We start from the raw sequence: 24,922 nt of genomic DNA on the forward strand, positions 1-24,922 counted from the left end.
GTATTAGTGTCACAACCATGACGCGCCGCCTGCGCCCTGGTTGGCTCGTGGCACTTTCCGCCGCGGTCATCGCGGCCAGCACCTGGATGCCTTGGCTGACGACGACCGTCGGCGGTGGAGGCTGGGTCAACGCCATTGGGGGCACACACGGCAGCCTGGAGCTCCCGCACGGGTTCGGCCCGGGTCAGCTCATCGTCTTGCTTTCCTCGACGCTGCTGGTGGTTGGCGCGATGGCGGGACGCGGCCTGTCGGTGAAGCTTTCCTCGATTGCCGCGCTGGTCGTCTCGCTGCTCATCGTGGCACTCACGGTGTGGTACTACAAGCTCAACGTCAACCCACCCGTGTCAGCCGAATACGGGCTGTACTTCGGTGCCGCCGGCGGGGTGTGCGCGGTGGGTTGCTCGTTGTGGGCTGCGGTGTCGGCCGCTTCGCCTGGGCGTCGTCGCCATCGTGAAGTGGTGCGGTAGAACATTTCAGCCCGGCGGAACTCGTGTTTTCCCCGTGCGGGGCTGGCTCCCGATTGGGTAGCCCCGTACACGAAAGGCGCAAACACAACCTCGCGGCCATCCGGGTCGCGATAGATGACGGCTCCGGTAGCTTCTCAAAGGGGGCGTTGTTCCACCGGCTGGGTCGCCACCTCTTGCAGGCCAGTAAGTGCGGCTTGCTGCCCCCGCTTGTCCGAGCAATACCGGCACAGCTGTTCGTGATGGTCTGTTTTGACGATTTCCAGCGTCAGGCTCGAGCTGGGAAGGCCGAATATCGCGCCGTTGCTTCCGTAGCTTTCGGCGAAGGTCTGGTCGAGCATTCCCACCAGATCACGGTAGAACCGCACTGTCTCTTCCAAGTTCGACGGGCGGGGCCGATTGACGCCAATCCCTCGGGCCAGTGCGTTGTTCGGCGGCGCTTTTCGTTGTCCACCGCTACTCCGTTTCGCCGAGGCTGCACTTCTGCAGGCCGCTACTCGCAGTTTTGCTGCGGATTTTCCGGCTCGGTGCAATTCATAGCCCAACGGCAGCCGCCGGCGACTCTGCGTGATCCCAGCGACGCAACTCGGCGCCCGGCACCCACGCCGAATGCGTGCCGCTGGAAATACGTTCCGGCAGTGCAAGCTTGCATATCGGGCCATCGCCGGGGCGCGCCGCGTCGAAAACCAGGCAATACGATGCGTCGTCGTTCATGTCGGTGGTGAGGGTGACCAGATAGCCGTCGTCCTCGGCGCTGCTGCCCACCCGTGGAGCCATCGCGGTCTCACTTCCGTAGACGCCGTCACCGAACGAGTAACACTCGTGGTTGCCGGTGAGCAGATCGTGCTTAACCAGTCCGTCGAACAGGAACCAACTCGGTTTGCCGGTAGCGGCATAGGTGTAACGGTAGCTGCTGGCCGCGTAATCGGCGTTGATGGTTCCGAACTCGGTGATGGACTCGGACAGTTGCTCCTCGTGGACTGCCCCGGTCACCATATTGAGCCGCCACCGATGTAGCCGGGACTGCAGCCGATCCAGAGCCAGGAACCGAAACAGCTTCTCCCACTTCGTTCCTCCGGTGTCAAGTGGCTGCGGATCGCCTTCGTAGAAGCCGTCGAGCACGATCTCGTCGCCCTGCTCGTAGGCGTTGGTGAAGTGCAACACGAACGTTGGATCGGCTTCGAACCAGCGAATGTCGTTGCCTCGGCGAGCAACAACCGCAAACCGAGATGGAATCTCCGGATAGAAGCGTGGTAGGTGCACGTCGCGCTCGAGCAGCCTGGGATCCCAGAACAGTGGAAAATCGTTGAGGATTACGTAATTTTCGGTGAACGCCATGTCATGCGGTAGCCGCGGCCCGGGCAGCGGAACATCGACATAGTGCACAAGCTCATTGTTCTGGTCGACAACGCCGTAGCGCATATACGGCTCTTGCTTGCTGTAGTTGAAGAACAACAGTTCGCCGGTCTTGTTGTCTACCTTCGGATGTGCCGACACGCCCCAGTCGAACGGAAACCTTCCGTGCCAGCTCTCCTTGCCGAGCGTATTGGCCGAGTACGGGTCGATCCGATACAGATCGCCGCACTGGTAGAAGCTAGTCAGCGCGATACCTCGGTGGACGATGACGTCGGTGCTCGACGCGTCCTTCATGAGGCCACGAGCGCCCCAGCCGTGTTCCCGCTTGGCCAGTTGCACCGGTTCTGCCAGACCCGGCCACAGCGGCCCGCCGGCCTCGTTCTCGGCCAAGAATCCATCGGTGCGAATAAATCGGTTGCGGTAGAAGGCTTTTCCATCACGGAAGCCGACGACATGGATCATGCCGTCGCCATCGAAGGGGTGGTAGGTCGCGAATGCCGGGTGTAGCGGGTTCTCGGTGTTGCGCAGGTAGATGCCGTCCAGGTCGGCGGGGACTTCGCCTGTCACGGTGGTCAGGTCGTCGGCATCCCATTCGGTGGTCTGTGGTCGCCACGGACCGGTGCGATAGGGGTGGTCGTCGTCTTCGGGAAGGGTCGACAAGTACTTGCCGACAATCGTGATGTCCATTTCACGATCCTCGTGTGGTGCTGACAACGAAACTGACCGTGGTGGCCGTGCTGCCACCGAAATTCAGCGTGCCGAACGCTTCGGCGTTCTCGACCTGATAGTCACCGGCAATGCCGCTCACCTGTTTGGCCGCGTCGAGCAGCATCCGCACACCGGAAGCCCCGACCGGATGTCCGCCACCGATCAGTCCTCCGCTGGGGTTGATGGGTAGCCGCCCGCCGATCTCGATCTCTCCGTTCTCGATGGCCTTCCAAGATTCCCCGGGGCCGGTCAACCCGATGTGATCGATGGCCAGGTATTCGCTGGGGGTGAAGCAGTCGTGCACCTCGATCCCGTCCAGATCGTCGAGGGTCACCCGGGCGCGGCGCAGGGCGTCCAGCACTGTGGCCCGCACGTGCGGCAGTAGGTAGGGGGCCGAGTCGCCCTGGGCGACGCGGTCCAGTTTCTGCCGCAGACCCAACCCGACGGTGCGATGTCCCCAGCCGTCGATGCGGCCGATCGGGCGCGCGTCGCGATGGTCGCGCAGATAGGCATCGCTGACCAGGACCAATCCCGCGCCGCCGTCGGTCATCTGGCTGCAATCAAACCGTCGCAGCCGGCCTTCGGTAAGAGGGTTGGTCGCGTCGTCGTCGGTGATCGGGTCGGGGATCGTCCAGCCGCGGGTCTGCGCGTTGGGGTTGCGGCGCGCGTTGGCGAAGTTGAGTTGAGCGATGGCCCGCAGGTGAGTGTCATCCAAACCGTATCGCCGGTCGTATTCGTCGGCGACCTGAGCGAACATCGACGGCCATAAGTAGCGGGCCTCGGCTCCTTCGTGCCCGGTCCAGGCCGCGGCACTCAGATGCTCGGCCGCGGTGTCGCCGGGCACGGTCTTCTCCAGCTCTAGGCCCACGACGAGCGCGACACGGTACGCGCCTGATCGCAGGTCGGCCATCGCCGCGAGCGTCGCCACGCTGCCGGATGCGCACGCGGCCTCGTGCCGGGTGGCCGGCGTGTCCCAGAGATCGTCGCAGACAGTGGCCGGCATCGCGCCGAGGTGGCCTTGACGGGCGAACATCTCGCCGAAGGCGTTCGCGACGTGGACGACTCCCGCAGCGGCTAGGTCGGCGGCGTCCACCTTGGCCGCGGTGAGCGTGCCGTCGACGACCTCCCTAGTCAGGTCGGCGAAGTCGCGGTTCTCTTTGCTGAGGTTGCGAGCAAAATCGCTCTGATAGCCGCCGAGAATCCAGACACCGTCGTCCATAGCCGTACGCTACTACAAGCGGTGTGAACGGCCCGTCGGATAGCCACGCTCACCAGGCATTTTCCGCGCGGCGACGAACGGTTGCCGGACTTTTACCGCGGGGGGTTTCCGGGCGGCGGCTGCTCTCTAATCACAACTACCGGGGGTTTGCGGCCGTCCTCTTGGCCGTCAGTGCTGGTGCCGCTACGGGTGCCGCCACCGCCCGTCGTGCCGCGTGCGGCCAGGCTCGCCAAAGCCATCCCGCTGAGCAGGCCTGCCGGCATCCCGTTTAGGGCCGTCGGGTCGGCGCCGGCGCTGGAGCTGAAGGTGGGTGTTGCCTGAACGGCGAGCTGGATCTCCGGGGCGGCCGTGGTCCAGCTGTGCGGCACCGACAACGCTCCGACTAATGCTGCGTGGCCGACGCCCGCGGACACCGGCGCCGCGCCCCCGAAGGGGCCCCAGTGCGGCTCCGGCTCGTCGGTCGCCGAACTCAGTGGATGGCCCTGCGTCGGTCCCAGCCCGCCGGCGTTCCCGTATAGGCCGATGTGCCAGGGTCTGGCCGTGTTCGTGATCGCGAGCGCAATGCTGCCGGTCGCGATGGATGCAATGTAGAGCGCGATCACGTCCAATTCCCCTATCGGGGTGGGGATCACTATCGGCTGAGCGGATCCGACTTGCGGGTTGAGGGTCGACGCGATCCCCAACAGTCCCGATGTCAGCGGATCAGCGTTGGCGGCCAATGCGGACAGAATGTCGCTCAGGATCCCCGGGGGCAGCTGGGCCAGTGTCGCCTGTGCATCCGCAACGGCGCCCGCACCGGCGGCTTGGGTCGCCGCGGCTGCGGCCGCGGGCCCGGCCGGGCCGGTGCCTTGCACGGGTGGAGTGAACGGCGGCAACGCCGACGCGGCCGCAGATGCCCCCTCATAGCTGTACATCACGGCAGCGTCTTGGGCCCACATTTCGGCATACTCGGCCTGGGTAGCCGCGATCGCCGCACTGTTTTGCCCCAGAATGTTCGCCGCGACCAGCGACATCAACCGGCTGCGGTTGGCCGCGACGAGGGATGGTGGCACCGTCATCGCGAACGCCGTCCCAAACGCTTCCGCCGCTGCCCTCGCCTGTGTGGCCGTCTCCTTCGCCAGCGCCGCCGTGGCGGCCAGCCACCCCACATACGGCGTTGCCGCGGCCGCCATCGCGGCCGCCGCCGGCCCCATCCACGGCTCAACGATCAGCGTCGACACCACCGATCCATACGAGACCGCGGCGGAAGTCAACTCCGCGGCCACACCGTCCCAGGCGGCCGCGGCGGCTAGCATCGACTCCGGCCCCGGACCGGAATACATTCGGCTTGAATTCACTTCCGGAGGTAAAAGCCCGAAATCCATTGCCAGCAACCTCCTTAACCGGTCGCGACCACATTGACGGCCTCGGTGGTCGCATACGCATCGGCGGTGGCCGCCGGGAGGGCCACGAACATGCCATGGACCAGCGCGGCCGGCTTACTCACCACTCGGTAGTGCTTGGTGTGCGCGGTGAACCGGGCCGCCGTCAGGACCGACACGTCATTGGCAGCAGGGGGTAACACCCCCGTCGTCGGGGCACAGACGGCTGTGTTCCGAGCACTCACGGCGGTACCGATCGTCGGCAAGTCCCCCGTCGCGGCTGCCAAGACCACCGGCTGGATGGTCACAAAAGACATCGGATACCACCTGACGCGGATCGCTTCATCTGATCGGTCGACATCTTCTACATAACCACGGAAATGTCTGCTTTATAACGGAATTAGACTACTTTGTGTTGTCTGGCGTTGCTCTGCACCGACGGCATGGGTAAACGTCTGAGATGCGGGTGTCGGCGGTAGCTGAAAAACCGTGCTGACAACCATGATTCGCCATTCCCGAACGACCTGCGAACTTTGTCGCCTAGCGTAACGCCGTGGCGAGATTTGGCTCGATTGTTCGCAGTGGCGTTACGCTCGCCACGCGTGAGCCTGGATCAGGCAAACGCGGCTCCACCTGGCCATTTGCTGTCCGAGACGGTAGTTACTCAGCATGGTGCACAGGTCTGTGCTTGTCTGGTTGATGGTGATTTGGCGTTGCGGTGGCCGTGATGAGGACGCGGTGAGAAACGGAGCTTGAAGATATGTCAGCGAAAGAACGCGGTGACCAGAACGCCGTCGTCGACGCCCTGCGGAGTATTCAGCCCGCAGTCTTCATTCCGGCTTCAGTGGTCATCGTCGCCATGATCGTCGTTTCCGTGGTGTACTCGAGCGTCGCCGAGAATGCGTTCGTTCGGCTGAACTCCGCGATCACCGGCGGCGTCGGGTGGTGGTACATCCTGGTTGCCACCGGGTTTGTGGTATTCGCGCTGTACTGCGGCATTTCCCGGATTGGCACTATCCGGCTGGGCCGCGACGATGAGCTCCCCGAGTTCAGCTTCTGGGCATGGCTGGCAATGCTGTTTAGTGCCGGTATGGGTATCGGCCTGGTCTTCTACGGGGTGGCCGAGCCGCTCAGCCACTACCTGCGGCCACCGCGGTCACGCGGCGTGCCCGCGCTTACTGATGCGGCGGCTAACCAGGCGATGGCGCTGACAGTGTTCCACTGGGGCCTGCACGCCTGGGCAATTTATGTCGTGGTTGGCCTCGGTATGGCGTACATGACCTATCAGCGGGGTCGCCCCTTGTCGGTGCGCTGGCTGCTGGAGCCGGTCGTGGGTCGGGGCCGTGTAGAGGGCGCCTTGGGGCACGCGGTGGACGTCATCGCCATTGTCGGAACACTCTTTGGTGTCGCCACGTCACTGGGCTTCGGTATCACTCAGATCGCCTCCGGCCTGGAATATCTCGGCTGGATCCGGGTGGACAACTGGTGGATGGTCGGCATGATCGCCGCCATCACCGCCACTGCGACGGCGTCGGTGGTCAGTGGGGTCAGCAAGGGTTTGAAGTGGCTGTCGAACATCAATATGGCGCTGGCCGCCGCATTGGCCCTGTTCGTGTTGTTGCTCGGGCCGACACTTTTCTTGCTGCAGTCGTGGGTGCAAAATTTGGGAGGCTACGTCCAGTCGCTTCCGCAATTCATGCTGCGCACCGCGCCGTTCTCGCACGACGGCTGGCTCGGCGACTGGACTATCTTCTACTGGGGTTGGTGGATCAGCTGGGCTCCGTTTGTCGGGATGTTCATCGCGCGGATTTCGCGGGGACGGACGATCCGGGAGTTCATCGGGGCGGTGCTGCTCGTTCCCACCGTGATCGCCTCGCTATGGTTTACGATCTTCGGTGACTCGGCGTTGTTGCGGCAACGCAACAACGGCGACATGCTCGTCAACGGGGCGGTAGACACCAACACATCGCTTTTCCGATTGCTGGACGGTTTGCCTATCGGGGCTATTACCAGCGTTCTTGCTGTGCTGGTGATCGTGTTCTTCTTCGTTACGTCGTCGGACTCCGGTTCGTTGGTCATCGACATCTTGTCAGCGGGTGGTGAGCTGGACCCGCCCAAGCTGACCAGGGTCTACTGGGCGGTGTTGGAGGGGGTAGCCGCGGCCGTTTTGCTCCTGATCGGAGGTGCTGGGTCACTGACCGCGTTGCGGACGGCCGCTATTGCCACGGCCCTGCCGTTCTCAATCGTCATGGTGGTGGCGTGCTATGCGATGACCAAAGCGTTCCACTTCGACCTGGCCGCCACACCTAGGCTGCTGCACGTCACCGTGCCTGACGTGGTTGCGGCAGGAAACCGGCGACGCCACGATATCTCGGCGACGCTGTCGGGGCTCATTGCCGTCCGTGATGTCGATAGCGGCACATATATAGTCCACCCCGACACCGGCGCTCTCACCGTCACTGCACCACCAGATCCGTTGGACGATCATGTTTTTGAGTCTGATCGGCACGTAACGCGAAGAAACACAACATCATCGAGATGATGTGTTATCGACCTGCCGGGTCGCCGCTGCCTGGACCGGAGCCGGCTACTTCCGGTAAACGCGCACCGCTGGATGAATCGCCGCGGCATGAGAAGCTCGACGGTGGTGCCGGGATCGTCGCGCACGATGTCATGCTCCAGGGTGCTGGTCAGCCGATGGCCTTTGGTGTGCCACTGACCGGGTCGATCTCCGCGGCCGGCGACCACGCCACGGTCGCGTCCATAGCACAGGTCGCGCGGCGCGCGACGGCGTGACCCGACATCAAGTCCTTATCGGAGGAGCTTGGCCCCTCGCGTTGGTCCGCGGCAGGCTCGGTCGGCAAATCCTCAAATCGGCCCCAAGTTGCACCGAGCGGGAGCGGCGGTGACGGCCAACGTGTGGTGTCGTGCGGGCGGCATTCGGATGGCGCCACGGCCGGTCATCCCGGTGGCTACGCAGCAGCGCCTGCGGCGGCAGGCGGATCGCCAGAGCCTGGGTGGTAGCGGCTTGCCAGCGTTGAATTGTACGCCTATCAGGCACACAATTGATGTCATGGCTACCAAGCCTGAGCGGAAGACCGAGCGTCTTGCAGCGCGCCTGACCCCTGAGCAGGACGCGCTGATTCGTCGTGCTGCCGAGGCCGAGGGGACTGACCTCACCAATTTCACGGTTACAGCGGCGTTGGCGCACGCGCGCGACGTGCTGGCCGACCGCCGGCTCTTCGTACTCACCGATGCCGCGTGGACTGAGTTCCTCGCCGCGCTGGACCGGCCCGTCTCACACAAGCCTCGGTTGGAGAAGCTGTTCGCCGCGCGGTCCATTTTCGACACCGAGGGGTGAGCGGCTACAGCGCGCCGCGACGTATCAGCGACGCCGATGACGTCACGAGCTTCAGCAGCGGCGAGCCCAGTCTGGACGATTACTTGCGCAAGCGGGCGTTGGCCAACCATGTGCAGGGAGGGTCGCGCTGTTTCGTGACGTGCCGTGACGGTCGGGTAGTCGGCTTCTATGCGCTAGCGTCAGGGTCGGTCGCACACGCTGATGCTCCGGGACGGGTGCGCCGCAATATGCCTGACCCCGTGCCGGTGATCCTGCTGTCGCGGTTGGCGGTTGATCGCAAAGAACAGGGCAGGGGCCTGGGCAGTCATCTGCTGCGTGATGCGATCGGTCGCTGTGTCCAGGCTGCGGACTCGATCGGGCTGCGGGCGATTCTTGTTCATGCGTTGCACGATGAGGCCCGCGCGTTCTACGTCCACTTCGACTTCGAGATCTCGCCGACCGATCCGCTGCACCTAATGCTGTTGATGAAAGACGCTCGCGCGCTAATTGGCGACTGATGCTACGCGATTGACTATCGAGAGCCAGGCTACGTCATCTGATACCAACCAATCACCGACCACAGCACCGACCAGAACAAGCCACGACCACTCGGCTGACACCTGAAAACCATGGCTGAACTGCGCAAACACAGAGTGCCCCCGGCAGGATTCGAACCTGCGACACCGGCTTTAGGAGAGCCGTGCTCTATCCCCTGAGCTACGAGGGCGGGGACGCCTTTGAATACCTGACTAAAACCTAGCCGTTCGCCGCGCCGGCCGGGACTGTCCGATATTCGGTGTAAGTGGCGTTTCTCGGGATTTTTCTTTCGGTCAGCGTTCTTCGGCGGCTGGCATGCGATCGGCGAACGTGATCGCCAGGGCGTTGAGCGCTGGCTTCCAGCGTACGGCCCACTTGGTTTGCCCGGTGCCCTTGGGATCCAGGGAGCGGGTGACCAGGTAGAGCGTCTTGAGTGCTGACTGTTCGTTCGGGAAGTGTCCACGTGCCCGCACCGCCCGCCGGTAGCGCGCATTGAGACTTTCAATTGCGTTGGTAGAACACGGGACTCGCCGTATTTCGACATCATAGTCCAGGAACGGAATGAACTCTTCCCACGCGCTGTCCCACAGCCGTGTGATCGCCGGGTAAGGCTTACCCCATTTCTCGGCGAACTCCTCGTAGCGCAACCTGGCCTCAGCGGCACTGGCTGCGGTGTAGATCGGCTTGAGGTCGACGCTGATCTTGTCCCAGTACTTGCGGGAGGCATACCGGAAAGTGTTGCGGATCAGATGGATGATGCAGGTCTGCACCGTGGCCAACGGGAACGCCGCGGACACGCTGTCGGGCAACCCTTTGAGGCCGTCGCAGACCAGGAAGAAGATGTCTTTGACCCCACGATTGCGCAGGTCGGTGAGCACTGCCAGCCAAAATTTGGCTGACTCACCGTCGCCTTCGCCGGCCCACATCCCCAGGATGTCCTTGTGGCCGTCGAGGTCGACGCCGATCGCGGCGTAGACCGGCCGGTTGCGGACCTGCCCGTCGCGGATCTTGACCATGATCGCGTCGATGAACACCGCGGCGTAGACCTTCTCCAGCGGCCTGGACCACCACGCCTGCATCTCCTCGATGACCCGGTCGGTGATCCGCGAGATGGTGTCCTTGGACACCGACACCCCGTAAACGTCGGCGAAGTGAGCCGCGATCTCGCCGGTGGTCAGGCCTTTGGCGTACAGCGACAACACCACCCGGTCCACATCGGTGACCCGGCGCTTACGTTTGCCCACGATCACCGGCTCGAAGGTGCCGTTGCGGTCACGGGGCACCGCAATCTCGACCTGTCCGCACGCATCGGTTATCACCTTCTTGTTACGAGATCCGTTGCGTGAGTTTCCACTTCCACGCCCGGCTGCGGCGTGCCTGTCGTAGCCGAGGTGTTCGGTCATCTCCTCTTGCAGGGCGGCTTCGAGCACCGTCTTGGTCAGCGCCTTGAGCAACCCGTCAGGGCCGGTCAATGCGACCCCCTCAGCGCGTGCCTGGCGTACCAGATCACCCACCAGCGCCCGCTCGGCACCGGAGAGCTCACGGGCCGCAACGGCCGCCTCATCCACGTCCTGGCCGGCGTGAGCCGGCTCTATCACCTGAGCAGCATCCATGCCCTTGAGTGTGTTTGGTCATAGCAGTGATTCCTTCTGCCCCACGCCGGGGGCGGTCAGAACCACTTACACCGAATCAGCGATAGACCCCTCCGGCGGCGGGGGGGTTGGCGGTGTTTGTGGCGTCCGGTCGTCGGGGTGCGGCGGGTGTGAGTGTAGCGGGCGCAACGAGGGCCACCTGACGCTCGGGCGTGTGTGGTGGGCGCTTGTCGGCCAACGCTCTGGGGTTCAGAGCTGTTGCGTGTTGAGTGTGTTTTAGTGTGCGTTAGTGTGTTCTAATTGGCGGCGTGAATCTGGCGGATTGGGCGGAGTCGGTGGGGGTGAATCGACATACCGCTTATCGCTGGTTTCGGGAGGGGACGTTGCCGGTGCCCGCGGAGCGGGTTGGCCGGTTGATCCTGGTCAAGACGGCCGCCTCGGCGTCGGCCGCAGCGGCGGGAGTGGTGCTGTATGCGCGGGTGTCAAGCCATGATAGGCGTTCGGATCTGGATCGGCAGGTCGCGCGTCTAACCGCGTGGGCCACCGAGCGTGACTTGGGGGTGGGGCAAGTGGTGTGCGAGGTCGGTTCCGGCCTGAACGGCAAGCGACCCAAGCTGCGGCGCATCTTGTCGGACCCCGATGCGAGAGTGATCGTTGTGAAGCATCGGGATCGGCTGGCGCGTTTCGGGGTGGAGCACCTCGAGGCGGCGCTGTCTGCTCAGGGCCGGCGGATTGTGGTCGCCGATCCTGGTGAGACGACCGATGATCTGGTGTGTGACATGATCGAGGTCTTGACCGGTATGTGCGCGCGGCTGTACGGGCGTCGCGGTGCGCGCAACCGGGCGATGCGTGCGGTCACGGAGGCCAAGCGTGAGCCGGGGGCGGGGTGATGATCGTCAGGATGCGTAGCTGCGCTCAGGCCGCGAAGGTGCCCGAGGCCACCGGTGGTGTGCAGCTGGCGGGCAAGCCGAAACCCGATGGGACACCGACGTTCTCCCGGTATGTGGAGATCGGCGTGGATTTTGAGGCGCACCGGCCGGTGGTGGAGTCGGTTTCGGTGCTGTTCGAGCTTTATGACGGCGACGCCAACAGTTATGCCGCGACCGGGGGGCCGGGTGCCCAACTGCCGTCGGGCTGGATGGTCACGGCGGCGAAATTCGAGGTCGAGTGGCCCGCCGACCCGCAGCGGGCGGGTTTGGTGCGTTCACATTTCGGCGCCCGCCGCAAAGCTTTCAACTGGGGCCTGGCCCAGGTGAAGGCCGACCTCGACGCCAAAGCCGCTGATCCGGCACATGAGTCGGTGGACTGGGACTTGAAGTCGCTGCGATGGGCGTGGAACCGAGCCAAAGATGACGTGGCGCCGTGGTGGGCCGAGAATTCCAAGGAGTGCTACTCGTCGGGGTTGGCCGATCTGGCCCAGGGCCTGGCTAATTGGAAAGCTGGCAAGAACGGGACCCGCAAAGGCCGGCGGGTGGGCTTCCCGCGATTCAAATCCGGGCGGCGTGATCCTGGCAGGGTGCGGTTCACCACCGGCACCATGCGCATAGAGGATGACCGGCGCACGATCACGGTCCCGGTGATCGGGCCGCTGCGGGCCAAGGAGAACACCCGCCGGGTGCAACGCCACCTCGTGAGCGGGCGCGCGCAGATCCTGAACATGACCTTGTCGCAGCGGTGGGGCCGGTTATTCGTGGCGGTCTGCTACGCGCTGCGCACCCCGACCACCAGATCACCGCTCACCCAGCCGACTGTGCGCGCCGGAATGGACCTGGGAGTCCGGACCCTGGCCACGGTCGCCACCCTCGACACCGCCACCGGCGAGCAGACCATCATCGAATACCCAAACCCGGCCCCGCTCAAGGCGACACTCGTCGCCCGTCGCAGGGCCGGCCGAGAACTTTCCCGCCGCATCCCCGGCTCCCATGGGCATCGGGCAGTGAAAGCCAAGCTGGCCCGCCTGGATCGCCGGTGCGTGCACCTACGGCGGGAAGCAGCCCACCAGCTCACCACCGAGTTGGCGGGCACCTATGGCCAGGTCGTGATCGAAGACCTCGACGTGGCCGCGATGAAACGCAGCATGCGCCGGCGGGCGTTTCGCCGATCGGTCTCCGATGCCGCAATGGGTTTGGTCGCGCCGCAGCTGGCTTACAAAACGGCCAAGTGCAGCGGCGTGCTGACGGTGGCGGACCGCTGGTTTGCCTCCAGCCAAATCCACCACGGCTGCACCAGCCCCGACGGCACACCGTGCCGGCTGCAAGGCAAGGGCCGCATCGACAAACACCTGCTCTGCCCTGTAACGGGCGAGGTAGTCGACCGCGACAGAAACGCTGCTTTGAATCTCCGTGACTGGCCGGATAACGCCAGTCGTGGTCCAGTCGGGACCACGGCCCCATCGGCACCCGGGCCAACCACCACGGTTGGTACAGGCCATGGCGCGGACACCGGATCATCCGGCGCCGGCGGAGCATCCGTAAGACCCCGCCCACGCAGGGCCGGACGCGGCGAGGCCAAAACCCAAACCCCGCAAGGGGACGCCGCATGAGAGTGCAACTAAAACACACTCAACGGCAACGGTGTCGTCGGGATGCCAGCGCCGCCCACGCATCTTCACTTGATCGAGATCGATCAGGTGATCGGCCGCTCATTGGCGGCCGCGGCATCATGCAGATGGTTGACGAGCTGCGTGCGGCCGCTTCCGGTCCAAAATCGCCAGACAGCTACCAGGAACGGGCCGCAGTTACCAGGCCCTGTACCAGGGTAGCGGTGACCGGTGACATGCCGCCGACGCCGGGGAGGGTACTGCGTGGGCCCAGACCCCTTACCCGAATCGATAGTTCCAGCTGGGTCCCGCCGTCGCGGACCCGGTTGACCGGATTGTCTGGATGCAGGCCGCGGAGCTCCTCCGGGATGGCGGCCAGATCGGTGACTACCCGATAGCCGGGCAGCTGGATGTGCCGCGCGAGATGGGCGGCAAGCGCGCGGTTGCGGCCCCCGGCCAACAGCTGGGTGCTGCGCCCGATGCGGTCGTAGCCGTGCAGCGACACGGCGACGTCAACGTGGTCAAGGAATTCGGCGAGGCGCGCCGATTCCGCAGGGTCGAACCGGGCCGACGGCAGGTGGTGCGGGTAGTTGTCCGGATGACGCAGCAGGTACACCGAAGCGCCCGCAGCCTCGGCGGAGCGTTCGGCGATCAGGTCGGTCGCCTGCTCCAGGCCGCCCCCGTGGATGGCGAGGAAGCCGAAGCGGGACCGCAGCTGGCTCGTCTCGATGACGCCGGGCTGGCTTAGCAACTCCGAAAGTGATTGTGGCGCAGGCCCAGATCTCGATGACGGTAACACTGGCAGGGGCCACCGCGCGGGGTCCCAGCGGTGCAGATAGTCGATCCAGCGTTGCGGCAGCCCGTGGTGTCGAGCGCCGTCGATGACGCGCGGTAGATAGCCCGGCCGCGGCCGGCCCGGCATCACCCGGTGGTCAATGTAGACCCAGGCCGGCAACGCTGTGTCGTCGGTGTGCACGGTCAACCGTTCGCGCCGGTAGCGCACCGGCACGCCTTCGGCGCTGTCCAACCTGACCAGGTCGCGCTCGGAGAGCTGCCATAGCACGCCATGCACCTTGTTTCCGGCGAAGGGTTCGACGGTGGCCACGCCGCGCTGGTTGATCAGCCAGTTGTGATCGCTGAGCACTGCCGGCCGCGGAGCACCGGCGTCGGGACAGCGCGACGCCATCTGGTGGGCGCACAGGTTGGACCCGTAGGCGAAGTAGGGATGCCGGCGGTCCGGCATTCAGCCGGTCACCGTGAGATAGATCAGCATCACGTTGAGCAGACTAACCATCACCGCGACCACCCAGCCAACCCAAGTCGTGGCGCGATGGTTGGTGTCGCCGCCCATCACCGCGGGGCTGCCGGTGAGTTTGACCAGTGGAAGTACCGCAAACGGAATACCGAACGACAGCACCACCTGTGAGAGCACCAATGTGCGGGTGGGGTCGAAGCCCAGCGTAAGTATCGCCAACGCGGGGCCCAGCGTGATTAGGCGGCGCACCAGCATGGGAACGCTCCAGTGCAGCAGCCCCTGCATGATCATCGCGCCGGCGTAAGCACCCACCGACGACGACGCCAAGCCGGACGCCAGCAACCCGACCGCGAAGAGCACCGCGATCGTCGCCCCCAAGGTGTCGTGGACGGCGTGGTAGGCGCCTTCGATCGAGGCGGTGTCCCCACGGCCCCGCATGTTCAGCGCGGCAACCAGCAGCATCGCGGCGTTTACCCCGCCGGCTATCAGCATCGCCAGGCCGACATCCCAGCGGGTGACGCGCAGCAGCCGGCGCCGCTGAGGGCCCGGATCGGGATGCCCGTGCCGGTCGCGCGCGAGACCTGAATGCAGGTAGACGGCGTGCGGCATGACGGTCGCCCCCATGATCGCCGCGGCCAAAAGAACGCTCTCGGTTCCCTGAAAGCGCGGTGCCAAACCGCCGAGGACCGCATTGGGGGGTGGTGTCACGACGAAGAAACTGGCGGTGAAGCCGATGGCAATCACCAGCAGCAAGGCGGTGATGACGCGCTCGAACAAACGTTGACCGCGCCGATCCTGGATCGTCAGCAGCAGCAGCGAGACCACCCCGGTGATGATCCCGCCGATCGGCAGCGGCAGGTTGAACATGATCCGCAATGCGATAGCTCCGCCGATCACTTCGGCCACATCGGTTGCCATCGCGACGATCTCGGCCTGTGCCCAGTAGGCCAGCCGGGCCGGGCGTCCCATTCGCTTGCCGATCGCTTCCGGCAGTGAGCGTCCGGTCACCAGCCCGAGCTTTGCCGACAGGTACTGCACCAGGGCGGCCATCACGTTGGCGGCGACGATCACCCATAACAACAGGTAGCCGAACTGGGCGCCGGAGCTGACGTTGGCTGCCACGTTCCCGGGGTCGACGTAGGCGATGGCCGCGACAAAGGCTGGCCCGAGCAGATACCAGCTCGTCTTCAGGGAAGTCCGGGTGTCCTGGGCCAACTCACCGACTTTCGATCCACGCGAACAAAGATGCGAGAGTAACCGAAATTCGCCCGCCACCAACCACCGGGCTACTCGGGACCTCCGCTGGCTATCGGTAGTCGGGGTTGGCGAAGTCCGGCCGGCAGCCGGCGTCCCACTTGGTGCGTTGATTGCCGTAGGCCGGGATGCCGCCGGCGACCCGCAACATCTGCGCGATGTGCATCAGATTGAACGTCATGAATGTGGTGTTGCGGTTGGTGAAGTCGTTCTCTGGACCGCCGGATCCGGGGTCGAGATACGACGGTCCCGGCCCCGCTTCACCGATCCAGCCGGCATCCGCTTGCGGCGGGATGGTGTATCCCAGGTGTTGCAGGCTATAGAGCACATTCATCGCGCAATGCTTGACGCCGTCCTCGTTTCCGGTAATGAGGCAACCACCGGCGCGGCCGTAGTAGGCGTACTGTCCATCCTCGTTGAGCAGGCTCGAGCATGCGTACAGGCGCTCGATAACCCGTTTCATCACCGAGCTGTTGTCGCCCAGCCAGATCGGCCCGCACAGCACCAGGATGTGCGCATCGAGGACACGCCGATACAGGGCGGGCCATTCGTCGGTCGCCCAACCGTGTTCGGTCATGTCCGGCCATACGCCGGTCGCTATGTCATGGTCAACTGCGCGCAGAGTGTCGACCTGGACGCCATGCTCACGCATGATCCCCGAGCTGCGCTCAATGAGCCCGCCGGTATGGCTGAGCTCTGGCGAGCGCTTCAGTGTCGCGTTGATGAACAGCGCACGCAGCCCGTCGAATCGGGGTGGGGCCGCGGCGTTCTGGTCAGAGGTTGTGGTCATACGTCATACCCACCTGCCTGTCATCGTCGTGCCGGGTTGCCGCTGGGCGGCGGTGCTGGTGCCAAGAAATGACCGATCAGGCAGCAGCGTACCGCCCTTCACCGGTGATCAGGGGTAGGTCGAGGGTTGTCCGGATACCCGGTTCGGCGGCCACCACTGCAGGGATCGCGTTGACGATGCGCATCGCGGTGGCGACCAGTCCGGCGTGGTTGTGGTCCCCGTGGCGGCTGCTCAGGCAGATGTCCATGGCGTAGCAGGGCTCGCCGGAGATTTCGATGCGGTACGAGCCGCCCGGCTGGGCGGGCTGCGGCCACTCGGGACATAGGTCCGCGCGCAACCGGGTCACGTGTTCCAGGACTACCGCTGGCACGCCGTCGACCAGGCCGAGCACCTCGAAGCGCAGGGCGGCGGCGCTGCCCTTAGGAATATGGCCCGATGCAATGTTGAAGGCCTCCGGCGCCGGCTCCCGGACATACATTTCCTCGACCCCGTCAAGTGAAATGCCAAGGCCCGCAGCAAGTTGTCGGACCACTGATCCCCAGGCCAGGCTGAGCACACCTGGCTGCAGCAGCATCGGGATCTGGTCCATCGGCTTACCGAAGCCCATCACGTCGAACATGACTACGGCGCTGTCATAGGTGGCGTAGTCGACGATCTCCATGCAGCGTATCTGCTCGATGCTTTCACAGGTGCCGGCCAACGCCATCGGCAACAGGTCGTTGGCGAAACCCGGATCGATGCCGTTCACGTACAGACTTGAATTTCCTGCGCGCGCAGCGTCTTGCAAAGGCTTGATGATCTCGTCGGGGATCACCTGCCACGGATATTGCAAGAACACCGGGCCGCTGCCGACGATATTGATCCCTGCCGCCAAGATTCGGCGGTAGTCTTCCAGCGCCTCGGGCAGCCGATTGTCGGCCATCGCGTTGTAGACGGCGCACCGCGGCCCGGTGGCGAGCACGGCGTTCAGATCGGTGCTGGCCCGCACACCCGTCGAATCCGCCAGCCCGGCAAGCTCTGCCGCATCCTTGCCGGCTTTGGCGTCCGATGACACCCAGACACCGGTGAGCTCGAACTCCGGGTCGGCGATGAGCGCACGCAACGAGTGCACGCCAACGTTGCCGGTGCCCAATTGAACGACGGGTATGGCCATGGCGGGCTCCTTAGCGGTAGGGGTCAGACTGCGACTGCTCGCGCATCATCGGTTCACAGGTCCGGAATGGGAAGGTCGAGATTGGGGAAGGTGAGTCCGCCGTCGACCTCCAACGTCTTGCCGGTCAGGAAGCTGCCCGCCGGAGAGGCCAAATACACTGCCGCAGCTGCAATGTCGACGGGGTCACCGAGCCGGCGCAGTGGTGTCGCCTGCTCCATCGGCGCACGCAGCTCGTCGTTGGCGGCTACCACCTCCAGCGCCGAGGTCAGGATGGAACCCGGCGCGATCGCATTGACCCGGACGCGTGGGCACAGGTCCAGCGCCGCCAGCCGGGTGTAGTGGGCCAGTGCGGCCTTGGCGGTGCCGTAGGCGGCGAAACCCCGCGCCGCCAGCCGGCCCATGGTGGAGCTGATGTTGATCACGCTGCCGCCGCCGGAGTGTTCCAGCATCAACGGCACCGCCGCGACGGTCAGCGCGTGGGCGGTGCCCACGTTGAAGGCGAAGGCGTCCGCGAGGTCCTTGGTCGAGGTGCTTAGCAGCGTGTTGGGCATGGTGCCGCCAACGTTGTTGACGACGATGTCGAGCTTCCCGAAAGCTCCGACGGCCTGACCAGCCAGCTGCGCGGTCACCTCGGGATGGGCCAGATCGGCGGCAACGGTGTGGGCGCGGCGGCCGGCAGCGCGGATCTGTTCGGCGACAGCGTCAAGCTCGGATGATGTTCGTGAAGCGATGAGGACATCCGCGCCGGCCTGGGCGAAAGCCAATGCGATGGCTGCTCCCAGGCCGCGGCCGCCGCCGGTGATGACGGCAACCTTGTCGTCAAGACGGAACATATCCAGGATCATGGCGCCCTCTTTTCCGGCTGTCGGCCGAAAAGGTAACAAGCTTGCTGCAGCTTCCTGTGACTGCTCCCGAAACCTGGGGGTGGCCTGCTGTGTATGCACGGCATACGGACATCCTTCCCCTGAGACCCGCGGTCGAACCAGCCACGTGTCCATCATCAGGGGTCAACCCCGGCCAAGGGCGACGGCACGCCAAGTTCGCCGACCGTTAACCTAGTGCTGTTAGCTTCATTTGCTGCGAGCAAAACAGCTGGTCGGCCGTTAGGAACTGAATTGAAACTCAACCGATTTGGTGCCGCCGTAGGTGTCCTGGCTGCGGGTGCGCTGGTGTTGTCCGCGTGTGGTAACGACGACAATGTGACCGGGGGAGGTGCAACCACTGGCCAGGCGTCGGCGAAGGTCGATTGCGGGGGGAAGAAGACACTCAAAGCCAGTGGGTCGACGGCGCAGGCCAACGCGATGACCCGCTTTGTCAACGTGTTCGAGCAGGCCTGCCCCGGCCAAACCCTGAACTACACGGCCAATGGTTCGGGCGCTGGAATCAGCGAATTTAATGGCAACCAAACCGATTTCGGTGGCTCAGATGTACCCCTGAGCAAGGACGAGGCCGCAGCGGCGCAGCGGCGTTGCGGCTCGCCGGCGTGGAATCTGCCGGTGGTGTTCGGCCCGATCGCGGTTACCTACAACCTCAACAGCGTTTCCTCGCTAAATTTGGACGGCCCCACGTTGGCGAAGATCTTCAACGGCTCCATTACGCAGTGGAACAATCCCGCGATCCAGGCGCTGAACCGCGACTTCACGCTGCCAGGTGAGCGGATTCACGTGGTGTTCCGCAGCGATGAGTCGGGGACCACGGACAACTTCCAGAGGTACCTGCAGGCCGCGTCCAACGGTGCGTGGGGTAAGGGCGCTGGAAAGTCGTTCCAAGGCGGCGTCGGTGAGGGCGCGCGGGGTAACGATGGCACGTCAGCGGCCGCGAAGAACACCCCGGGGTCGATCACCTACAACGAGTGGTCGTTCGCCCAGGCGCAGCACCTGACCATGGCCAACATCGTCACTTCGGCTGGTGGGGACCCGGTGGCGATTACTATCGACTCGGTCGGCCAGACGATCGCCGGGGCCACCATCTCCGGGGTGGGCAACGACCTGGTGCTCGACACGGACTCGTTCTACCGGCCGAAGCGTCCCGGCTCCTATCCGATCGTGTTAGCGACATACGAAATCGTTTGCTCGAAGTATCCCGACTCGCAGGTTGGCACGGCTGTGAAGGCGTTCCTGCAGAGCACTATCGGCGCCGGTCAAAGCGGCCTGGGGGACAACGGATACATCCCAATTCCGGACGAGTTCAAATCGAGGCTGTCGACTGCGGTCAACGCGATCGCCTGATCTGAGGTTGACGTGGTCACCGAGCCGCTCACAAAGCCGGCGCTAGTGGCGGTCGACATGCGCCCCGCGCGGCGCGGCGAGCGGCTGTTCAAGCTGGCCGCGTCGGCCGCCGGTTCGACGATCGTCATCGCAATCCTGCTGATCGCGATATTCCTGTTGGTCCGCGCCGTGCCGTCGTTGCGGGCGAATCACGCCAATTTCTTCACCAGTACCCAATTCGACACGTCGGACGATGAGCAGCTGGCGTTTGGTGTCCGGGACTTGTTCATGGTCACGGCGTTGAGTTCGATAACGGCTCTGGTGTTGGCGGTGCCGGTGGCTGTCGGGATCGCGGTGTTCCTCACCCACTACGCGCCGAGGAGACTGTCGCGTCCATTCGGCGCGATGGTGGATCTACTGGCCGCAGTGCCGTCGATCATCTTCGGGTTGTGGGGGATCTTTGTGCTGGCGCCCAAGCTCGAGCCGATCGCGAGGTTTCTCAATCGCAACTTGGGCTGGTTGTTCCTGTTTAAGCAGGGCAACGTGTCGTTGGCCGGCGGCGGCACGATTTTCACCGCGGGCATCGTGCTGTCGGTGATGATCCTGCCTATCGTCACATCGATATCACGCGAAGTGTTCCGGCAGACTCCGCTGATCCAAATCGAAGCAGCGCTGGCGCTAGGCGCGACGAAATGGGAGGTAGTGCGGATGACCGTGCTGCCATACGGGCGAAGCGGGGTGGTCGCGGCCTCCATGCTGGGTTTGGGGCGGGCTCTGGGCGAAACCGTGGCCGTGCTGGTCATCCTGCGCTCGGCCGCGCGGCCGGGGACCTGGTCGCTGTTCGACGGCGGTTATACGTTCGCTTCCAAGATCGCCTCCGCTGCTTCAGAATTCAGCGAACCGCTGCCGACCGGAGCCTATATTTCGGCGGGATTTGCGTTATTCGTGCTGACGTTCCTGGTCAATGCGGCCGCTCGCGCAATCGCCGGCGGGAAGGTCAACGGGTGAGTCCCTCAACGAGCATCGAGGCGCTCGACCAGCCGGTAAAGCCGGTGGTGTTTCGTCCGCTTACGCTGCGACGGCGGATCAAAAACAGCGTCGCGACAACGTTTTTCTTCACCTCGTTCGTGGTCGCGTTGATACCGTTGGTCTGGCTGCTTTGGGTGGTGATTGCCCGGGGTTGGTTTGCCGTCACCCGATCGGGCTGGTGGACCCACTCGCTGCGCGGCGTGCTGCCAGAGCAATTCGCCGGTGGGGTGTATCACGCCCTGTACGGCACGCTGGTGCAGGCCGGGGTGGCCGCCGTGCTGGCCGTGCCGCTGGGCTTGATGACCGCGGTTTACCTAGTGGAATACGGGACTGGTCGAATGTCGCGGGTGACTACCTTCACCGTCGACGTGCTTGCCGGCGTGCCCTCTATCGTGGCGGCGTTATTCGTCTTCAGCCTGTGGATCGCCACCCTAGGATTTCAGCAGAGCGCCTTTGCCGTGGCGTTGGCGTTGGTCCTGCTGATGTTGCCGGTGGTGGTTCGGGCAGGCGAGGAGATGCTCAGGTTGGTGCCCGATGAACTGCGAGAAGCCAGCTACGCGTTAGGCGTTCCGAAATGGAAGACGATCGTGCGGATCGTCGCCCCGATCGCGATGCCGGGCATCGTGTCAGGCATCTTGTTGTCCATCGCGCGCGTCGTCGGTGAAACCGCACCGGTTCTGGTGCTGGTCGGGTACAGCCACTCCATCAACCTCGACGTCTTCCACGGCAACATGGCCTCGCTGCCGTTGCTGATCTACACCGAACTCACCAATCCCGAGCACGCCGGCTTCCTGCGCGTCTGGGGCGCGGCGCTGACCCTGATCATCGTGGTCGCCACGATCAACCTGGCCGCGGCGATGATCCGGTTCGTCGCAACCCGACGGCGGTGACTCCCGTTATGACGTGAGTTTCACCACTCGGTCGTTGCCGCGGTCGGCGACGTAGACGGTCCGGTCGCTGTCCACTGCCACCGCGAGGGGGGTGTTGAGGCCGGTGAACGGTAGCACTGTCGAGGTGGTCGACCCGGCCAGGAGTTTGACCACCTGGTTTGTGTTGTGCTCGGTGACGTAGACGGTTCCGGCTTCGTCCACCGCGATGCCCCACGGTGCGGTGATATCCGTGAATGGCAGCACGACCTGGTTATTCGACTCGGCCTCTAGCTTGACAACCCTGTTGTTGTCGGTGTCGGTGACATAGACGTTGCCGGAGTTGTCGACGGCCACCCCGTCGGGGTCGTTGAGGCCGGTGAACGGCAGCACGGTCTGGGTCTTGGATCCGGCCGCCAACTTCACCACCCTGTTGTTGCCCCGGTCGGCGACGTATACCGCACCCTGGGTATCCACCGCGAGACCTTCGGGGTAGTTGAGGCCGTCGAACGGTAGCACGGTCTGGTTGTTGGACCCGGCCGCTAACGTCACCACCCGGTTGTTGAAATCGGTGACGTATACGGTGCCAGCGCCGTCCACCGCCAACCCCTGCGGCTGGTACAGCCCGTTGAACGGTAACACCGTCGTGCCGGTTGACCCGGTGGCCAACTTGACCACTCGGCCGTACATGCCCTCACTGGTGACGTACACGTTGCCGGCGCTGTCCACTGCCACCCCACTCGGCGAGAGGCGGAAGTCGATGCCGGTGAACGGCAACACGGTCTGTCCGGATGCCTGCGTCGGCGACCACGAAGGTCGTAAGACCAGGTAGCCGGCGGCGGCGACGATGGCCACCAGTACGATCGCGGCAGCGCCGACGACGGCCCACACCTTCCGTTTGTTGCCGGCCGGCGGCACAGCGTGTCCCAGGGAGGCCTGGAGCGCATTCGGGACGGCAGGGGAGTGTCCGGTTTGGCTGGGCCAGTTCCCGCCGCGGCTGTCCGCTGCCAGGGGTCCGGCCACGGTCGCGGAGTCCCCGGGCGACCATCGGGCAGCACCCGGGGTCGGTGGGCCGGTGCCCGCCCCGGCAATGCCGGACTCGGACTGGCTCAAGCCCGTATCGGCCGGAGTGGCCAGCAAGGTTGCGTTGTCACCGCGCCGCAGAATCGTCGTGGCCTGGTGTTGCTCGGATGTGGTGAGTGCGTCATGGGCGGCGATGGCCAGATCACCAGCGCTCATAAAGCGCTCCGCGGGGTTTTTGGCCATGCCTTTGGCGATCACCTGATCCAGGGCCGGCGGCACGCGCCCGGGCCGTAGCTGGCTGGGCTGCGGGGCAGGGTCCATTAGATGCGCGGCGATCAACCGCTCAACGCTGTCGGCCCGATACGGTGGGGCACCGGTCAAACACTCACCCAACACGCACGCCAACGCATAGATATCTGCGCGATAGGTGACCTCATCGCCGGTGAACCGCTCCGGGGCCATGTAGTTGTAGGTTCCCACGGCGGTCCCGGTCTGGGTCAGCCCCGGGTCGGAGGCGGCACGGGCAATACCGAAATCGACCAGATAGGCGAAGTCGCTCGCGGTGACCAGAATGTTTTCCGGTTTTACGTCGCGGTGCGTTACGCCGTTGGCATGCGCGGCATCCAAAGCGGCGGCGATCTGGCGCACGATGGCCACAGCTCGGGCCGGGGTCAGCGGACCATACTGTTTCAATAGGGCGCGTAAAGAGGTGCCGTCGATCATGCGCATTTCGACAAAGAACTGTCCGTTGATCTCGCCGTAGTCATGGATCGGCACGATGTGTGGCTCGGTCAGCCGTCCCGCGGTGTCGGCCTCGCGTTGCATCCGTGCTCGAAACACCGCATTGTCGGAGTACTGCGGCGAGATCAACTTCAGCGCCACCACCCGGTGCTTGCGGGTGTCCTCGGCCTCATAAACCTCGCCCATCCCGCCTCGGCCCAGCAGCCGCAATAGCTGACACGGCCCAAATTGCGACCCTACCTGCGGAACGGCATCGCTCACCGTCGAATTCCCTTCACTAGGTCAAGAAATAGCATTCACCGCGGCCGCCAATTTTGCTTGGAACGATTTGGGCAACGGAATGGAGCCGTATTGGTCCAGGCCTTCTTGGCCTGGACCAATCGCGGCTTGCATAAACGCCCTTACCGCAGTACCGGTCGTCGCATCCGGGTATTTCGAGCAGACGATCTCATAGGTCGCCAGCACGATCGGGTAAGAGCCAGGCTGGGTGGGCCTGTAGAACGACGACGTGTCCAATACCAGGTCGTTGCCTTGTCCCATGATCTTGGCCCCGGCGATTGTCTTGCCGACCGACTCGGTGGTGATCGCCACTGGATCCGGACCCGCCGACGTGATGATCTGGGCCATGTTCAACTGCTTACCCACCGCAAACGACCACTCGTTGTAGGTGATCGACCCGTCGGTCGTCTGCAGTAGGGCCGACGTGCCGTTGTTCCCGCTGGCGCCGACGCCGACGCCCCCGTTGAACGTTTCGCTGGCGCCTTTGCCCCACGCCCCGTTGGATGCGCCGTCGAGGTATTTCTGGAAGTTGTCCGACGTACCGGACTTGTCGCTGCGGAAGATAACGCTAATCGGTGTTGGCGGCAGGTCGGTGCCGGAGTTGAGGGCTTGGATCTGTGGATCATTCCACACGGTGATGGTGCCGTTGAAAATCTTGGCGGTAGTGGGTCCGTCAAGATTCAGCGTGCTCACGCCCTTGATATTGTAGGTGATCGCGATCGGGCCGAACACCGTCGGCAGGTCCCATGCCGGGGAACCGCACCGCTCCGCCGCCCGGTCAGGTTGACCGGTCGACGGATTCAACGGGACATCCGAGCCGGCGAAATCGGTTTCGTTGTTGAGAAACTGGGTCACCCCGGCACCGGACCCGTTGGCGTTGTAGTCCAACGTGTAGCCCGGGCACGATCGCACGTAGGCATAGACGAACTGCTCCATGGCATTTTCTTGTGCGGTCGAGCCGCTGGAGTGGAGCTCCTTCTTGCCGCCGCAGTGCACCGACCCAGACGTGCCGCCTGCGCCTGACGACGAGCTGTTGGTGCCACCGCCGCATGCTGTCAACACCAGTGTGCCGGCGGCCAACAGGCTTACCGCTGCGCCGGATCGGGCGAACTTCACGCAACTCCTCTCGAGGGGGTCGTGGTGGCGGATCCACTCGCCACCGGTGGTCGCCGAGCCACCGACCCGGGGTCGGTATTCGAGCCGTCACCG

23 protein-coding genes and 1 tRNA gene are annotated in these 24,922 nt (G+C 64.4%); 10 read left to right on the forward strand and 14 right to left on the reverse strand.

Features of this window, described 5'->3' with window-relative positions; genetic code table 11:
* Nucleotides 1–17: 17 nt before the first annotated feature.
* Nucleotides 18–467, forward strand: a complete 450-nt coding sequence (locus FF952_RS04825) for a hypothetical protein (protein ID WP_003404738.1) — start codon at nt 18–20, stop codon at nt 465–467.
* Between the two features lie 134 nt (nt 468–601).
* Here FF952_RS04825 and FF952_RS04830 read toward each other — a convergent pair whose 3' ends face one another.
* The 5 genes from FF952_RS04830 to FF952_RS04850 form a co-directional block, all read right to left on the reverse strand.
* Nucleotides 602–832, reverse strand: a complete 231-nt coding sequence (locus tag FF952_RS04830; RefSeq protein ID WP_031656773.1) for a hypothetical protein — start codon at nt 830–832, stop codon at nt 602–604.
* A gap of 166 nt (nt 833–998) precedes the next feature.
* Nucleotides 999–2,507, reverse strand: a complete 1,509-nt coding sequence (locus FF952_RS04835) for a carotenoid oxygenase family protein (protein WP_003404742.1) — start codon at nt 2,505–2,507, stop codon at nt 999–1,001.
* Nucleotide 2,508: 1 nt separating this feature from the next.
* Nucleotides 2,509–3,747 (reverse strand): acetyl-CoA acetyltransferase, encoded by a 1,239-nt coding sequence (locus tag FF952_RS04840; protein ID WP_003404744.1) that lies wholly within the window; start codon nt 3,745–3,747, stop codon nt 2,509–2,511.
* A gap of 92 nt (nt 3,748–3,839) precedes the next feature.
* Complete coding sequence (locus FF952_RS04845) at nt 3,840–5,111, reverse strand: PPE family protein (protein ID WP_003404747.1); 1,272 nt, start codon at nt 5,109–5,111, stop codon at nt 3,840–3,842.
* 14 nt (nt 5,112–5,125) lie between these two features.
* Complete coding sequence (locus FF952_RS04850; protein ID WP_003404748.1) at nt 5,126–5,425, reverse strand: PE family protein; 300 nt, start codon at nt 5,423–5,425, stop codon at nt 5,126–5,128.
* Between the two features lie 443 nt (nt 5,426–5,868).
* On the opposite strand from FF952_RS04850, the gene FF952_RS04855 reads away from it, so the two are divergent.
* From FF952_RS04855 to FF952_RS04870, 4 genes are all read left to right on the forward strand, one after another.
* Nucleotides 5,869–7,650 (forward strand): BCCT family transporter, encoded by a 1,782-nt coding sequence (locus FF952_RS04855; RefSeq protein WP_003903231.1) that lies wholly within the window; start codon nt 5,869–5,871, stop codon nt 7,648–7,650.
* Nucleotides 7,647–7,904, forward strand: a complete 258-nt coding sequence (locus FF952_RS04860; protein ID WP_003404750.1) for a hypothetical protein — start codon at nt 7,647–7,649, stop codon at nt 7,902–7,904. Before FF952_RS04855 ends, FF952_RS04860 begins: the two co-directional genes overlap by 4 nt.
* A gap of 88 nt (nt 7,905–7,992) precedes the next feature.
* On the forward strand, nt 7,993–8,469 hold the full coding sequence (locus tag FF952_RS04865; protein WP_003404754.1) for a type II toxin-antitoxin system TacA family antitoxin: 477 nt from the start codon (nt 7,993–7,995) through the stop codon (nt 8,467–8,469).
* Nucleotides 8,466–8,966, forward strand: a complete 501-nt coding sequence (locus FF952_RS04870) for a GNAT family N-acetyltransferase (protein ID WP_003404756.1) — start codon at nt 8,466–8,468, stop codon at nt 8,964–8,966. The genes FF952_RS04865 and FF952_RS04870 overlap by 4 nt, the downstream gene beginning before the upstream one ends.
* A 136-nt stretch (nt 8,967–9,102) precedes the next feature.
* Here FF952_RS04870 and FF952_RS04875 read toward each other — a convergent pair.
* Nucleotides 9,103–9,175 (reverse strand) — tRNA-Arg (locus tag FF952_RS04875).
* 103 nt (nt 9,176–9,278) lie between these two features.
* The gene (locus FF952_RS04880; RefSeq protein WP_003404757.1) at nt 9,279–10,598 is read right to left on the reverse strand and encodes an IS256-like element IS1554 family transposase; all 1,320 of its coding nucleotides are present in this window, start codon (nt 10,596–10,598) and stop codon (nt 9,279–9,281) included.
* 287 nt (nt 10,599–10,885) lie between these two features.
* On the opposite strand from FF952_RS04880, the gene FF952_RS04885 reads away from it, so the two are divergent.
* Nucleotides 10,886–11,467, forward strand: a complete 582-nt coding sequence (locus FF952_RS04885; RefSeq protein ID WP_003904507.1) for an IS607-like element IS1535 family transposase — start codon at nt 10,886–10,888, stop codon at nt 11,465–11,467.
* Entirely contained in the window at nt 11,467–13,119 is a 1,653-nt protein-coding gene (tnpB, locus tag FF952_RS04890; RefSeq protein WP_003903232.1) for an IS607 family element RNA-guided endonuclease TnpB, read from the forward strand. Before FF952_RS04885 ends, tnpB begins: the two co-directional genes overlap by 1 nt.
* A gap of 175 nt (nt 13,120–13,294) precedes the next feature.
* Here the strand turns inward: tnpB and FF952_RS04895 are convergent, their stop codons facing one another.
* From FF952_RS04895 to FF952_RS04915, 5 genes are all read right to left on the reverse strand, one after another.
* The gene (locus FF952_RS04895) at nt 13,295–14,359 is read right to left on the reverse strand and encodes a poly-gamma-glutamate hydrolase family protein (protein ID WP_003903233.1); all 1,065 of its coding nucleotides are present in this window, start codon (nt 14,357–14,359) and stop codon (nt 13,295–13,297) included.
* Entirely contained in the window at nt 14,360–15,646 is a 1,287-nt protein-coding gene (locus tag FF952_RS04900; protein ID WP_003898649.1) for an Nramp family divalent metal transporter, read from the reverse strand.
* A 31-nt stretch (nt 15,647–15,677) separates the two neighbouring features.
* Nucleotides 15,678–16,415, reverse strand: a complete 738-nt coding sequence (locus tag FF952_RS04905) for a flavodoxin family protein (protein ID WP_003903234.1) — start codon at nt 16,413–16,415, stop codon at nt 15,678–15,680.
* Nucleotides 16,416–16,491: 76 nt separating this feature from the next.
* Nucleotides 16,492–17,568, reverse strand: coding sequence for an NAD(P)H-dependent amine dehydrogenase family protein (locus FF952_RS04910; protein WP_003404767.1), 1,077 nt, complete (start codon nt 17,566–17,568; stop codon nt 16,492–16,494).
* Nucleotides 17,569–17,621: 53 nt separating this feature from the next.
* A complete protein-coding gene (locus FF952_RS04915) occupies nt 17,622–18,413 on the reverse strand; it encodes an SDR family oxidoreductase (RefSeq protein WP_003404769.1) in 792 nt (263 codons plus the stop codon).
* Between the two features lie 270 nt (nt 18,414–18,683).
* Between FF952_RS04915 and pstS (FF952_RS04920) the strand changes: the two genes are divergently transcribed.
* From pstS (FF952_RS04920) to pstA, 3 genes are read left to right on the forward strand one after another with little or no spacing between them, the layout of a single operon-like run.
* On the forward strand, nt 18,684–19,796 hold the full coding sequence (pstS, locus tag FF952_RS04920) for a phosphate ABC transporter substrate-binding protein PstS (protein WP_003404775.1): 1,113 nt from the start codon (nt 18,684–18,686) through the stop codon (nt 19,794–19,796).
* Between the two features lie 12 nt (nt 19,797–19,808).
* A complete protein-coding gene (gene pstC, locus FF952_RS04925) occupies nt 19,809–20,783 on the forward strand; it encodes a phosphate ABC transporter permease subunit PstC (RefSeq protein WP_003404779.1) in 975 nt (324 codons plus the stop codon).
* Complete coding sequence (gene pstA / locus FF952_RS04930; protein WP_003898651.1) at nt 20,780–21,694, forward strand: phosphate ABC transporter permease PstA; 915 nt, start codon at nt 20,780–20,782, stop codon at nt 21,692–21,694. Before pstC ends, pstA begins: the two co-directional genes overlap by 4 nt.
* 6 nt (nt 21,695–21,700) lie before the next feature.
* Here pstA and pknD read toward each other — a convergent pair whose 3' ends face one another.
* Together pknD and pstS (FF952_RS04940) are read right to left on the reverse strand one after the other, a co-directional pair.
* A complete protein-coding gene (pknD, locus tag FF952_RS04935) occupies nt 21,701–23,695 on the reverse strand; it encodes a serine/threonine protein kinase PknD (protein WP_244736148.1) in 1,995 nt (664 codons plus the stop codon).
* A 21-nt stretch (nt 23,696–23,716) separates the two neighbouring features.
* The gene (gene pstS / locus FF952_RS04940) at nt 23,717–24,829 is read right to left on the reverse strand and encodes a phosphate ABC transporter substrate-binding protein PstS (protein ID WP_003404784.1); all 1,113 of its coding nucleotides are present in this window, start codon (nt 24,827–24,829) and stop codon (nt 23,717–23,719) included.
* Nucleotides 24,830–24,922: the final 93 nt, after the last annotated feature.

The organism is Mycobacterium tuberculosis complex sp. N0072 (assembly GCF_030323725.1).
GTDB classification, from domain to species: Bacteria; Actinomycetota; Actinomycetes; order Mycobacteriales; family Mycobacteriaceae; genus Mycobacterium; species Mycobacterium tuberculosis.